The organism is Streptomyces amakusaensis (assembly GCF_039532665.1).
Lineage (GTDB): Bacteria > Actinomycetota > Actinomycetes > Streptomycetales > Streptomycetaceae > Streptomyces > Streptomyces amakusaensis.
In genome coordinates this window covers 25,794-39,388 of record NZ_BAAASB010000036.1, presented here as the reverse complement: position 1 = coordinate 39,388, position 13,595 = coordinate 25,794, and the positions used below count along the sequence as shown (strand labels likewise).

Here is a 13,595-nt window from a genome sequence, read left to right as displayed (position 1 = left end):
TGCTGCGCCGGACCGTTCGGCGCCGTCAGACCATTCGACGCACCGTCCTGATTGATCGCCGAACCACGCACCACCGCCAACACCCGATGACCCAGACGCCGCGCATCCGACAACCGCTCCAGCAACAGCACCCCGACACCCTCGGCCCAGCCGGTGCCGTCGGCGGCGGCGGAGAAGGCCTTGCACCGGCCGTCGGCCGCGAGGCCGCCCTGCCGGGAGAACTCCAGGAACATGCCGGGTGTCGGCATCAGCGTCACACCGCCGGCGAGCGCCATGGTGCTCTCGCCCTGCCGCAGTGAGCGGATGGCGAGGTGGAGCGCGACCAGTGAGGAGGAGCAGGCGGTGTCGACGGTGAGGGCGGGGCCTTCAAAGCCGAGGGTGTAGGAGATCCGGCCGGACATGATGCTGGGGGATCCACCGGTCAGCCGGTGCCCTTCGAGGCCGTCGGCGGGCTCGTCGAGGCGGCGGCCGTAGTCCATGGCCCCGGCTCCGACGAAGACGCCGGTGGCGCTGCCGCGCAGCGTGGCGGGGTCGATCCCGGCACGTTCGAACGCCTCCCAGGAGGTCTCCAGCAGCAGCCGCTGCTGGGGGTCCATCGCCAGCGCCTCGACGGGGCTGATGCGGAAGAACCCGGCGTCGAATCCGGCCGCGTCGGCGAGGAATCCGCCGGTCGAGGTGGTGGACGCGCCCGGGTGGCCGGGGCGTTCGAGCGCCTCCAGGTCCCAGCCCCGGTCGGTCGGGAAGGGGGTGAGCGCGTCCTTCTCGTCGGTCAGCAGCCGCCACAGTTCCTCGGGGGAGTCCGCGCCGGGGTAGCGGCAGGCGAGCGCGACGATGGCGATCGGCTCGTCCGGGTCGCCGGCCGCCGCGGCCTCTTCGGCGGTGGAGCCCTCGGGCGTCTCACCGGCGGTCAGCCCGAGGAGGAACTCCGCCAGCGCGGCGGGGGTCGGGTGGTCGAAGACGGCGGTGTCGGACAGGGGCGCGCCGACCGTGGCGAGGAGCCGGTTGCGCAGTTCGACGGCGGCGAGGGAGTCGAATCCGAGTTCCTTGAACGTGGTGTCGACGCCGACGGCCCCGGGTCCGGCGTGGCCGAGGACGGTGGCGGCCTCGGCGCGGACCGTACGGAGCAGTGCGCGGCGCCGGTCGGCCTCGGACAGTTCGCGGGCACGGTCCGCGGGCGGGACGGCCTCGCGGCGGCCGGCGGGCTTCTCCCCCGGCGTCCCGGCCCCGGCCCCGGTGCTGGTGCCGGTGCCGGTGCTGGACGCGGTGCCGGTTCCGGGGGCGTACGCGGCGGCGGGTTCGAGCCAGTGGCGGTCCCTGGCGAAGGCGTACGTGGGGAGCGGGACACGGCTCGCGCCGGTGTCGGCGAGGAGCGGGGTCCAGTCGACGGGAACGCCCCGGTCGTACAGCCGGGCGAGGCCGTCGAGGAGCGCCCGTGGCTCGTTCCTGCCCCGGCGCGCGAGCGCGACCGCCTCCGCCTCCGTGTCGTTGCCTGTGCCGGTGTCCGTGCCGGCAGCGGTGAGGACGCCTCGGGTCAGCGCGGTCAGCGTGGCGTCGGGGCCCACCTCGACGAAGGTGTCGATGCCCCGGGCGCGCAGGGTCTCGACGCCCCGGGCGAACCGCACGGCCTCGCGGATGTGACGGGTCCAGTAGCCGGGGGTGGTCACCAGCTCCGGATCGGCGATCTCGCCGGTGACGTTGGAGATCAGGGTCAGCCGCGGCGGCCGGTGGTCGACGGTGGCGGCGACCTGCCGGAACTCCTCCAGGACCGCGTCCACATGGGGCGAGTGGAAGGCGTGGCTGACATCGAGGCTCTTCGTCTTGCGGCCCCGGGCGCGGAAGATCCGGGCGATCTCCTCGACGGCGTCCGCGTCGCCGGAGACGACGGTGGCCGCGGGGCCGTTGACCGCGGCGATGCTCACCGCCCGCTCACGGCCGCCCAGTTCGGCGGCCACCTCCTCCTCGGCGGCGGCCAGCGCCACCATGCCGCCGCCCTCGGGCAGCGCCTGCATCAGCCGGCCCCTGGCGGCGACCAGCCGGGCCGCGTCGGCGAGGGAGAAGACGCCGGCGACATGCGCGGCGGCCAGTTCGCCGATGGAGTGGCCGGCCACCGCGTCGGGGCGGACGCCCCAGTGTTCGAGCAGCCGGAACAGCGCCACCTCGAAGGCGAAGAGCGCGGGCTGGGTGAAAGCGGTCTGGTCGATCGGGCCGGACTCCTCGAACATCACCTCGCGCAGCGGGCGTTCGAGGTGCTGGTCGAACTCCGCGCAGAGGGCGTCCAGGGCCTCGGCGAAGACGGGATGCCGCTCATACAGCTCCCGGCCCATCCCGGCGCGCTGCGCGCCCTGGCCGGTGAAGAGGAAGGCGACGCCGGTCTTCTCGCGGGACACCGCCGGCGGCCCGCCGTCGGCGACCGCGGCCAGCCGCTCCGCCAGCTCGGCACGGTCGGCGGCGACCAGGGTGGCGCGGTACGGGAAGGCGGTACGAGTGGTGGCGAGCGAGTGGGCGAGGTCGGCCGGGGCGGGAGCGGCCGGGTCCTCGGCCAGCGCCAGCAGCCGCCCGGCCTGGCCCGGGAGGGCCTCGGCGGTCTTCGCCGACAGCAGGAAGGGCAGCGGACCGCCGTCCGCCGGCTCCTGGGCGGCGGCCGGGGCGGGCCCGGTCACGGCGGTGGGCGGCTCGGAGAGCAGGACGTGGCAGTTGGTGCCGCCCATGCCGAAGGAGGAGACACCGGCGCGCAGCGGGCGCGGCGACTCCCAGGGCTCGGCGTCGGTCTGCACCCGGAGGTTGAGCCGGGGCAGGTCGATACGGGGGTTCGGCGAGGAGAAGTTGAGGCTGGCGGGGAGTTCACGGTGCCGGATCGCCAGGATCGTCTTGATGAGACCGGCGATGCCGGCAGCGGCCTCCAGATGGCCGATGTTGGTCTTGACCGAGCCGACGCGCAGCGGGCGGTCCGCGGGCCGCCGGACGCCGAGCACCGCGCCCAGCGCGGCCGCCTCGACGGGGTCTCCGACCCGGGTTCCGGTGCCGTGCAGCTCGACGTAGTCGGTCTCGGCGGGGTCGAGGCCGGCGCGTCGGTGGGCGGCGGCGAGGACGGCCTCCTGGGCGCTCCGGTCGGGGGTGGTGAGGGTGTGGCTGGGGCCGTCGTTGTTCATCGCGCTGCCGTCGATGACGCAGTGGACGGTGTCGCCGTCGGCGAGCGCCGCCGCCAGCGGCTTCAGGACGACCAGACCGCCGCCCTCGCCGCGTACATAGCCGTCGGCGCGGGCGTCGAAGGTGAAGCAGCGGCCCTGCGGGGAGAGCGCGCCGAACTGGGCCGCGCCCACGGTGCTCTCCTCGGCCAGGGTGAGGTTCACCCCGCCCGCGAGGGCGATCTCCGACTCGCCGCGGCGGAGGCTCTCGCAGGCCAGATGGACGGCGACCAGCGAGGACGACTGGCCGGAGTCCACGGAGAGGCTGGGGCCGCGCAGTCCGAGGGTGTAGGAGAGCCGGTTGGCTATGACGGCGCGGCTCGCTCCGGTCAGGGTGTGCCGGTCGATGGCCCGTCCGCCGCGGCGCTGGAGCACCGCGTAGTCGTCGGATGCGACGCCGACGAAGACGCCGACCGCGCCGCCGCGCAGGGTGGCGGGCACCACGCCCGCGTTCTCCAGGGCCTCCCAGCCGAGTTCCAGCGTCAGCCGCTGCTGGGGGTCCATCGACGCGGCCTCGCGCGGGGAGAGGCCGAAGAACGCCGGGTCGAAGTCGGCGACGCCGTCGACGAAACCGCCCCAGCGGGTGTTCGCGGTGCCGGGGACGGTGGGGTCGGGGTGGTGGAGGGCGTCCGCGTCCCAGCGGTCGGCCGGGACCTCGGTGACGGCGCTCCGCCCTTCGCGGAGCAGCTCCCAGAAGACCGCCGGGTCGGCGGCCCCGGGAAATCTGCAGGACAGGCCGACAACGGCGATGGCCTCCGGCTCGGCCTGCGGATTACGGGCGGGACCTGAAAATGACTCACTCAATTTCTGCACCCCAGACGACGTCTCCGGCCGCGTACGAGCCGCCGGGCCCATGCCCCTGCGAGTGCGGCCTTGCCTTTTCTCCTCATCGGATTTAGCGCGAACCTATCCGACCGATTCCAGGATCCGTCATAGATCCGGTAACAGGAATTCAGTGATTACCGAACGGTGAACGGATACCGGATAATTACCCGATCCATACCGCGCGCCAGTAGGGTCCTCCCTCCATACGGAGAGCGGTCGCGTCCCTCTTCTTCCGCCGCCGCGACCCGCTCGGGCAAAGACGCAATTCAGTACCGGAAGGACACCATGGACTCGCAGGGCAAGGAACTCGCGGAGCCCCATCTCGGCTCACTGTTCGCCGGCTTCGGACTCGACGTCGAGTACACGCGCGCGAGCGGGAATTCGCTGTACCGGCTGGACGAGCGGGGCGCCGAGGTGGAGGTGCTGGACGCCACCGGCGGCTACGGGTCGCTGATCCTGGGCCACCACCGGCCGGAGCTGGTCGCGGAGGCGAAACGGCTGCTGGACGCCGGGACGCCGATCCACGCGCAGTTCTCCCGGCGTGCCGAGGCCAATGAGGTGGCGGCGCTGCTCAACACCATCGTCCGGCGCGAGACCGGGGCGGCGGAGGACTTCACCTCGATCTTCGCGAACAGCGGCGCCGAGGCGATCGAGGTGGCGCTCAAGCACGCGGAGCTGGAGCGGGTGGTCAAGCTGACGGCGCTCCGGGACGAGATCGCCGCCGATCTCGACCGGGCGCGTGCGGCGGTCCTCGACGGTGCCGCGGTGGTGCCGGAGGAGACCTGGGCGCTGCTCGGCCTGGCCGGCGACGACTGGGACCCGGCGGGCGGCTTCGACCGGCTCGCGGCGAAGGTGACGTCGGTCAACGAGGCGGCGTTCGCCGCGCCGCCGGTGTTCCTCACCGTGGAGGGCTCCTTCCACGGCAAGCTCGCGGGCAGCGTCCAGCTCACCCACAACGAGAACTTCCGGCTGCCGTTCCGGGCGCTCGCCGCGCAGGCCAGGTTCATCCCGTTCAACGACCCGGGCGCGATCGGCAAGGCCGTGGACGAGGAGCGGGTGACCGCGCTCCATCTCACCGTGCGGGACGGGGCCGTGACCGTCGGGGAACGCGTCGTCCCGACCCTGGCGGCCTTCGTGGTGGAACCGATCCTCGGCGAGGGCGGCATCCGCGAGATCAGCCCCGAGTTCGCGCGGGAGGCGCAGCGGGTCTTCGCGGAGGCCGGCTGCCCGATCGTGCTGGACGAGATCCAGAGCGGCATGGGGCGGACCGGCTCGTTCTTCGCGAGCTCCGGCATCGGTCTGCGCGGCGACTACTACGCGCTGGCCAAGAGCCTGGGGGGCGGGATCGCGAAGGTCTCGGTCGTGCTGCTGCGCGTCTCCCGCTACCAGAAGGCGTTCGAGTACGTGCACAGCTCGACCTTCGCGAAGGACAGCTTCTCCAGCTCACTGGCGCTGAAGACACTGCGGCTGCTGGAGGCGGAGGACGGCGCGGCCTACCGGCGGGCGGCCGAACGCGGGGCGGCGCTGGCCGCGATGCTCGAACGTGTCCGCGAGGACTTCCCCGAGGTGGTACGGGAGGTCCGCGGCCGGGGGCTGATGCTCGGTGTGGAGTTCCGGAGCCAGTCGGACGCGGTCTCGGGCTTCATCCGGGCGAAGTACCGCGAGGGGGTGTTCGGCTGGGTGGCCTCCGGCTATCTGCTGTGGGAGCACGGCATCCGGATCGCCCCCACGGCCAGCGCGTCCAGCACGCTGCGGCTGGAGCCTTCGCTGTACCTCACCGACGCGGAGATCGGGCGGCTGGACGCGGCGCTGCGGGCGCTCTGCTCGGTCCTGCGCAACCAGGACGCCCTGCATCTGCTGCACCCGGTGTCCGACCGGCGGACGCCGAAACCGCGTACCGAGATCAGGGACTTCCGCTCCGTGCGCGGCGATTCCGCTGTCCAAAACCCGACGACACCCGAGGAGTTCCGGGCATTCGACCCGTCTCTCGCCGATCTGAGTGACGAGACGCTCCTCTCTCATATAGAACGGGTCGTGTCCCTCGGTGAATGAATCACCGCGATCACCTGCCCGCTCCGATCAACGCAAAGGACCCGCCCCGTCATGACGATCAGCCTCGACCGGAACACCCGTGAAATCCTGGACGGGAAGTGCTTCCCGAGCCTGGCCACCGTCGGTCCGGACGGAAGCGCGCGCACCTCGGTGATCTGGGCGCACCGGGACGGCGACACCGTGCTCTTCGTCGTGGCGAAGGACGGGCGCAAGCACCGGGACATCCTCCACAACAACCGGATCAGCATGTCGGTGTTCGCCCTGTCGGACCCCTACACCTCGGTGGAGATCCGGGGCACCGCCGAGGTCACGGTCGAGGGGGCGGAGAAGGCCGCGGAGGAGCTGATGATGAAGTACTGGGGCAAGGTCACCCCGGCCGGTGACACCTCGATCCTGGTCCGGCTCACCCCCACCAGGATGGTTCACCACCCCGAGAGGGCCTGACCCTCGCCGCGGGTGAGGAGCGGGGAGTACGCGGGGCTCCCCGCCGGCACCAGCTCGCCCCTCTCGGGGGCGGGCGGCAGACCGGGACCGAGGGTCTTCCGCAGCAGCTCCCGCCAGTCGTGGATCAGCAGGTCCAGACGGGCCGGGAACCAGTTGGTGTGGCTCTCCACGGCGGCGAGGTAGTGACGGGCCGTCTTGCTGAGCGTGTCCACCGTGTCCGCGGTGCGGCTGGCCCCGATGAGGTAGTCGCGCGCCTGGTCCATCACCGTCCCGGCGGAGTCGCCGGCCAGGCCGGCGGAGCGGCCGCGGTGCTGGGCGATCGCCTCGATCCGGTCGCCGCGGTGCTCCTCCAGCCAGGCGGCGGCCCTGCGGTGCTTGACCGCGAGCGCCGCCTCGGGGATCTCCGTGTACACGGTGTGCCGGACCAGCCGGTGGCGGAAGGCGTACCGGCGGCAGCCCTCGGCGGGCCGGTCGAAGCGGTTCACCAGGATGCCGAGGCGTTCCAGCTGCTCCAGGTCGCGGGCGACCCGGCCGGTGTCACGCCGCCCCAGGGCGGCCACCGCCGCCGGCTCCGAGGCGTCCCCGAGGACCGCCGCGTCCCGCAGGGTGATCCGCGCCTCGCCGGTGATCCAGCGCAGCTGGCCCGCGATGACCTCGAACACCTTGGGCAGCAGCGGGGCGGAGACGATGTCGCCGGGACCGCCGGGAAGGGGGGTGGGCCGGTGTGCCGGGTCACCGGGCCCGAGCGGCACCGAGTCCATCAGCATCCGGGCGTACTCGACGGCGAACATCGGGTTGCCGCCGATGTGTCCGAGCAGCTGCTCGCAGAAGTTGACGGCGAGTCGCTGCTGTTCGCTGTTCATGGTCAGCAGGTTGAAGAAGATGCCGTGCCGGCCGAAGAGGACTTCGAGGAAGCGGTTGACGGCGCTGTCGGAGAGGGGCTCCAGGGTGAGGGTGACGGCGTGTCTGCTGTCCGTGCCCCAGCCCGGCCGCTGCCGGAGCAGCTCGGGCCGGGCGGAGGTGACCAGCAGCAGCGGGAGCGGCCCGGGGGTCCGCGACAGCGTGTTCACGAACTCCAGTGCCTCCCCGTCGGCGCGATCGAGGTCCTCGACGATCAGCACCAGGGGGCGTCCGGCCGCGGAGCGGGTCAGAAAACGCCGCCAGAACGGCAGCGCGTCGCGCCAGGACCGGGTGCCTGAGCGGCCGGGCGGGTCGAGGAGCACACGGAGACCGGCGAACATCCACCGCGCCTCGTCGTCGGTCTCGGCGGCCGGGCGGACTCCCGCCCAGAGCCGCTCGTCCGGGATGCCATCGTTGTCAGCGGTGTGACCGGCCGGCTGCTCGATGCCGCAGTACCGCAGTACGGTCTCGCGCAGCGCGGCGCGGACACCGTCGCCGGAGGCGGCGACCCTGACCACCGGGAGATGGGCCGTGTTCGGGTCGGTGCGGGTCCGCCGCTCGAACTCGGAGACCAGGCTGCTCTTCCCGATGCCCGGCTCGCCCAGGATCGTCACCAGGTCCGGGCGGGTCCGGTGGCACACCAGCTTCAGCATGTCGGTGAGAACGTCGAGTTCGCAGCCCCGGTCGAAGATGTGCCGCGCGGAGCCGCGCCCGGCGGGGTCGGCGGCGGCGGGGGCGGGGGCGGGGGCGGGGGCCTGTACCTTCCAGCCGACCGGTGAGGGGTCTTCGCGGAAGTAGGGAACGTCGTGTTCGGTCGCGCGGCGGATGTTGTCGCAGACCCGCACCTCGCCCGGCGGGATGCCGGCCAGCAGCGCCCAGTACCGGTCGAGCGCCGGGTCCCCGGGCAGCCGGTACCGTGCCTCGTGCCCGGGGCCGACCACCGCCGCCCGCAGGGACGAGGAACGCGCCGCGCGCCGCAGGATCGCCACCGCGGTCCGCACGGCCCGCAGGGCGTCGCCGCCGAAGAGTTCCTGACCGCCGCCGAGAACGGCGAGCCACGAGTGGCCCGGGGCGGGCGTCAGCCTCACTCCGTGGCGCGACGCCTCCTGCTCCAGGACGGCGGCCACCCCGGGCTCCGCACCGGGGGACGCCGTGCCGCCGGGCGCTCCGGGACCGGGCGCGGGCGCGGCGTGCCGGAGGAGGAGAAGGACGCCGCCGGTCCGGATCACGGAGGGCGAGGGCTCGCGCCCGCCGGGCGGCGGGGCGGCCGGCGGGACCGGCCGATCGGCCGCCGGCCGGTCCGGAGCGGCGGTGGCAGCGGAAGCGGGAGCGATGGTGGCCGTCTCCCTGAGGGCCGGCGAGGGTGCGTCGGCGGGGACCAGTGCCTCGTTGTGCACCAGCACGAGATGCTCGAACTCCCTCAGCCGGCGGCTCGGTTCCAGACCGAGGTCGGCCCTCAGCCGGCGGCCGAAGGCCCGGTAGACGCTGAGCGCGTCGGCCTGTCTGCCGCAGCGGTAGAGCGCCAGCATGAGCTGCTCGCAGAGCCGCTCGCGGTGGGGGTGCGACTCGACCGCGATCTGCATCTCCGTCAGGATCGACCCCGCCCTGCCGCACTCCAGCTCCGCCTCGAAGAAGTCCTCCATGACATCCAGCCGCATGTCCTGGAGCGCGGTGATCTCCGGCCAGCGGATGTCCTTCTCCACCAGGTCGGCCAGGGCCGCTCCCCGCCACAGTCCGAGCGCCGTGCGCAGCGAACGCGAGGCCGTCTCCGGGGCGCCCGATTCCAGTTCGCCCCGGCCGCGCCCGGCCAATTCCTGGAACTCCGCCAAATCCAGCTGATCCTGATCCACACGGAGCAGATATCCCGGCTCGCGGGTGAGGAGGGAGCAGTTGCCATGATTGTTCCGGCCGACGCCGAGGGCACGGCGAAGATGCGATATCGCATTCTGGACGATCTTCCTGGCGGATGCCGGCGGATCTTCCTCCCACAGCGCCGAGACAATCTTGCTCGTGGCGACGACGCGATTCCGATGGAGGAGGAGAAGCCCCAGAATGGCGCGCTGATTGGGTCCGCCGCAGGCGACGGGGATCCCGTCGAAGGAGACTTCGAGCGGGCCGAGAACCCGAAAACGCACGGAATTCAATTTCCCCCCTTTGGGATCCACGAGCAGCGCGCTTCATGCGAATCAGGGAAGAGCACGACAGGGCAGCGTGACACACCAAAATCCCTGTCGTCAGCATGACACACCCAACTCCCGCTTGGGAAGTGATCACTTCGCAATTCAGCAGGTCGACCATGGGGGCGCCCGCCCTCAACACCAATGATAAGCACATGCTTTCCCCGGCTCCGCCCCTCCGATCTTTCCGGTTTTCCCGGAAGAAGTTGGACATGACACGAAGAACAGGTCTTCCGGGGCTCGATCGGCGCCGTACGCCATGCTTCCCGCCGTCCGGTGAACCATCCTCCCACCCCCGGTCAAATGACGAGACATAACTAAGTCAATCAACCAGTTGTTTGTCCTGGTGGATTTCGGGTAGCCCCGGCGATTTATTCGCCGGACGTCCCGGCCCGGCCCCCTCGACGCGGGCGCAGGGCTCGGCACGCCGCCCCGGGGCGCGCCGCGCGGCGTTCAGCGGCGCAGGTCAAGGGGCCGACGGAGCAAAGGAGTTCGAGAGTAGGGTGAAGCGCTCGGCCGACGGGGGGACACGCCGGCGGCTGCGGCTGAGACCGACTTTCGCGGACCGTGCGCGGGCCGCGACACCCAGAGGGGGAGACGCATGCCGAACGACCCGGCCGGACAGCGGGACAGAGGAAATCCGGAGGCCCCGGACGCTTCGGAGACCGGGGGGAAGCGGCCGGCGGCCCGCCGGGGCTCCCTTCTGCAACGCGTGCTGGCGGTGCCCGCGCTGCCCGCCGCGCCGGTCTACGGCGCGCTGCTCTCGTATCTCGTCTACCACCCGCCCCGGCGGCCCCATCACAAGCATCCCGCGAAGGATTTCGGGCTGCCGGTGGAGGAGTTGTGGGTACGGCTGCCCGGCGGGCGGCGGAAGCTGCACATCTGGCTCTGCCGGGGCGGCACCGACCGGGTGGTGGTCGTCGGCCACGGCATAGGCCTGAGCAAGTCGGCCAGCCTGGCCCAGGCGGCCTTCCTCCACGAGGCGGGTTACACGGTCGCCCTGTTCGACCACCGCAACCACGGTCTGAGCGACTCGGACAAGGCGTTCTGGGGGCTGAGCGAGCGCCACACCGACGATGTGGTGGCGGTCGTGGACACCCTGCGGGCGATGCCCGAGTACGCCGAAGCGCGGTACGCGGTCTACGGGTTCTCCTTCTCCACCTTCCCCTCGCTCTATCTGCTGAAGCGGGCCGGCTGCCCGGTGGAGGCGATCGTCTGCGACAGCGGCCCCGCCCTCGAACTGCTCCCGCTGTTCCAGAACTTCCTGCGCGCCAAGGGGCTCCCGGTGCCGCCGCCGCTGCGCCACCGGCCCTCCTGGCCGGTGCTGACCGCCGTCTTCTCCCGGCTGGGCACCGCGATGCTCCAGGCCGAATGGCCGCCGCCGGCCACGGACGCCTATCTGCGCACACCGGTGCTGATCCTGGCGGGCGAGGAGGACTCGATCATCCCGGTGGAGAGCGCCCGGGCGCTGGCCGCCCGCTATCCCGGGGCCGAGTTCGAGGTGCTGCCCGGCACCGAGCACCTCCAGGGCATGAAGACGGACCCGGAGCACTACCGGGGCACGGTCCTCGCCTTCCTGAAGCGGGCGCTGGGCGGATGAGGGACTCGGGATCGCCCCGTGTGTGGGGCGCGCGGCCGGCGGAGCTGGCCGACTCCTACCCCTGCGACGATCTGCTGGGACCGGACGCCGAGCCCTGGATCCGGGCGGTGACCGTACGCGCGGACGCCGCGACCGTCTTCCGCTGGCTCTGCCAGCTCAAGGTCGCGCCGTACAGCTACGACAGTCTGGACAACTTCGGCCGCCGCAGCCCCAGAAGACTCACCCCCGGGGCCGAGGTGCTGGCGGAGGGCCAGCGGGTGATGACCATCTTCGAGCTGGTCTCCTTCGAGAAGGACCGGCATCTGACGCTGCTGCTGACGAGGGCCTGGGCGATACGGGCCTTCGGGCGGTTCGCCCTCACCTACGCCGTGGTCCCCGAGGGCCCGGACAGCTGCCGGCTGCTGGTGAAGATGGTCGTCGGCCGACGGCCCGGGGCGCTGGGCGGCCCCCGGCTGAAGATGATGGCCTGGGGAGATCTGCTGATGATGCGCCGTCAGCTGCTGACGCTGCGCGACCTCGCGGAGGGCCGGGGGCGGCCGAAGGAGGTACGTCCACCCGTCGGCGGTGGCAACTAACTGCCAGTTTCCCGAGGGAAGTTGACCACGCTTCGGCACTCCGTGAACGATCGGTCGACAGCGTGCGACATCCACAGCGAGAGGCCTTCCCGTGGTTCAGCCGATTGCAGGAGAGAACCCGGGCCGGGTCGAGGCCGAGCCCCCGGCCCGGACCCCGAGCGGTCGCCGCTGGCTCGCCCTCGCCGTCCTGGTCCTCGCCCAGCTGACGGTCTGGCTCGACAACACGATCCTCAATGTCGCGCTGAACACCCTCGCCGATCCCGTCGAGGGGCTCGGGGCCACCACCAATGAGCTTCAGTGGAGCATCAGTTCCTACACGCTGATCTTCGCCGTGATGCTCTTCAGCGGCGGGGTGCTCGGCGACCGCTACGGCCATCGCAGACTGCTGCTGGCGGGCACGCTGATCTTCGCCGCCGCCTCCTTCTGGGCGGGGGCGAGCGACAGCCCGGCCGAACTGATCGTGGCCCGGGGCGCGATGGGCGTCGGCAGCGCCCTGATCATGCCGGCGACGCTCTCCCTGATCGCCGCCGTGTTCGACGCCCGCGAGCGGGCCATGGCCATCGCGATCTGGTCCGGCTCCAGCGGGCTGGCCATCGCGGCGGGACCGCTCGTCGGCGGCGCTCTGCTGGAGCGCTTCTGGTGGGGCTCGGTCTTCATGGTCAACGTCCCGCTGGCCGCGATCACCGTGATCGGCGCGCTTCTGCTGCTGCCCGCCGCCCGGGGCACGGTCCGCACCTCGCTGGACCCGCTCGGGGTGCTGCTCTCCACCACGGGCCTGGGCGCGGTGGTCTACGGGCTGATCGAGGGCGGCCACCTCGGCGAGTGGACCAGTCCGGGCGTGCTGTGGCCGATCGTCGGCGGACTGGCGGTGCTCGCCGTCTTCGTGCTGGTGGAGCTGAAGGTGGCCACCCCCAGCCTGGATGTGCGCCTCTTCGGCAACGCCCGGTTCACCGGCGCCACGCTCTCGGTGATGCTGACCTTCTTCAGCCTCTCGGGGTCGATGTTCTACACCTCCTTCTATCTCCAGGGCGTCCGGGGACAGAGTCCCTTCGAGGCCGGGCTCAATCTGCTGCCGGTGGCGATCGGAGTGCTGGTGGGCGCTCCCGCCTCGGCGGCGCTGGTCCGCAGATTCGGGCTGGGCCCGGTGGTGAGCGTGGCCATGACCGTCGCGGCGGGGACCTTCCTCGCCTATGTCTGGCTCGGCGCATCCACCCCGATGACGTACTTCTGGCTGCTCCTGCTGGTGCAGGGGGCCTCGATGGGCGCGGCGATGGCCCCCACCACCGAGGCGGTGATGTCGGTCCTGCCCGAGGAGCGGACGGGCGCGGGCTCGGCGGTGAACAACTCGATGCGGCAGATCGGCGGTGTGCTGGGGGTGGCCGTCCTCGGCTCGCTGCTCACCAGTGTGTACGGCTCGGACGTCGAACCCCGGCTGGCGGGGCTGCCGGAGCCGGCCGCCGAGGCCGCGAAGGAGTCGGCCGAGGCGGCGCGGCAGATCAGTCTGGAGCTGAAGCTGCCGGAGCTGGTCGCGGCGGCCGACGAGAGCTTCCTGTACGCGATGCATGTGACGGCGGTCGTCGGCGGGATCGTGGCCGCGCTGGGCGCGGTCGTCGTACTGGTGGCATTCCGTAAAAAATCGCACTGACCAGCGAGCTTCGCACATCCGACCGCATGGATGTATCGCGCTTCCCGGCCAGCCGGGAGCGCGGCCCCGAACAGCCGACTTAGGCGGATAGTCATACCTGTCTGCTTTTATCGGCCATTGACGGTCTGTTCGATATTCGGCGAATGGTCCGCCGTGCTCAACTGTCTCTCGTTTTCCCGTCCCCCGACGCGT

The 13,595-nt window shown here is 71.9% G+C and carries 7 protein-coding genes and 1 pseudogene; 5 read left to right on the top strand and 3 right to left on the bottom strand.

Annotated features, from left to right (window positions below; translation table 11 throughout):
- Nucleotides 1-3,989: type I polyketide synthase (locus ABD371_RS34590; protein ID WP_344486331.1), on the bottom strand; the 3,989-nt coding region annotated here is incomplete at its 3' end.
- 306 nt (nt 3,990-4,295) lie between these two features.
- On the opposite strand from ABD371_RS34590, the gene ABD371_RS34585 reads away from it, so the two are divergent.
- The gene (locus ABD371_RS34585) at nt 4,296-6,062 is read left to right on the top strand and encodes an aspartate aminotransferase family protein (protein WP_344486328.1); all 1,767 of its coding nucleotides are present in this window, start codon (nt 4,296-4,298) and stop codon (nt 6,060-6,062) included.
- A gap of 51 nt (nt 6,063-6,113) precedes the next feature.
- Nucleotides 6,114-6,506: a pyridoxamine 5'-phosphate oxidase family protein gene (locus ABD371_RS34580; protein WP_344486325.1), complete on the top strand. Its 393-nt coding sequence runs from the start codon at nt 6,114-6,116 to the stop codon at nt 6,504-6,506.
- Here the strand turns inward: ABD371_RS34580 and ABD371_RS34575 are convergent.
- Nucleotides 6,485-9,256, bottom strand: a complete 2,772-nt coding sequence (locus tag ABD371_RS34575; RefSeq protein ID WP_344486322.1) for a BTAD domain-containing putative transcriptional regulator — start codon at nt 9,254-9,256, stop codon at nt 6,485-6,487. The two genes, ABD371_RS34580 and ABD371_RS34575, sit on opposite strands and share 22 nt — an antisense overlap.
- Before the next feature lie 66 nt (nt 9,257-9,322).
- A pseudogene (locus ABD371_RS35930) lies at nt 9,323-9,541 on the bottom strand (AfsR/SARP family transcriptional regulator); the annotation flags it as partial.
- A gap of 643 nt (nt 9,542-10,184) precedes the next feature.
- Between ABD371_RS35930 and ABD371_RS34565 the strand changes: the two are divergent.
- The 3 genes from ABD371_RS34565 (at nt 10,185) to ABD371_RS34555 (ending at nt 13,403) form a co-directional block, all read left to right on the top strand.
- Entirely contained in the window at nt 10,185-11,183 is a 999-nt protein-coding gene (locus tag ABD371_RS34565) for an alpha/beta hydrolase (RefSeq protein WP_344486316.1), read from the top strand.
- Complete coding sequence (locus ABD371_RS34560; protein WP_344486314.1) at nt 11,180-11,758, top strand: hypothetical protein; 579 nt, start codon at nt 11,180-11,182, stop codon at nt 11,756-11,758. The genes ABD371_RS34565 and ABD371_RS34560 overlap by 4 nt, the downstream gene beginning before the upstream one ends.
- A gap of 91 nt (nt 11,759-11,849) precedes the next feature.
- Nucleotides 11,850-13,403 (top strand): MFS transporter, encoded by a 1,554-nt coding sequence (locus ABD371_RS34555; RefSeq protein ID WP_344486311.1) that lies wholly within the window; start codon nt 11,850-11,852, stop codon nt 13,401-13,403.
- Nucleotides 13,404-13,595: the final 192 nt, after the last annotated feature.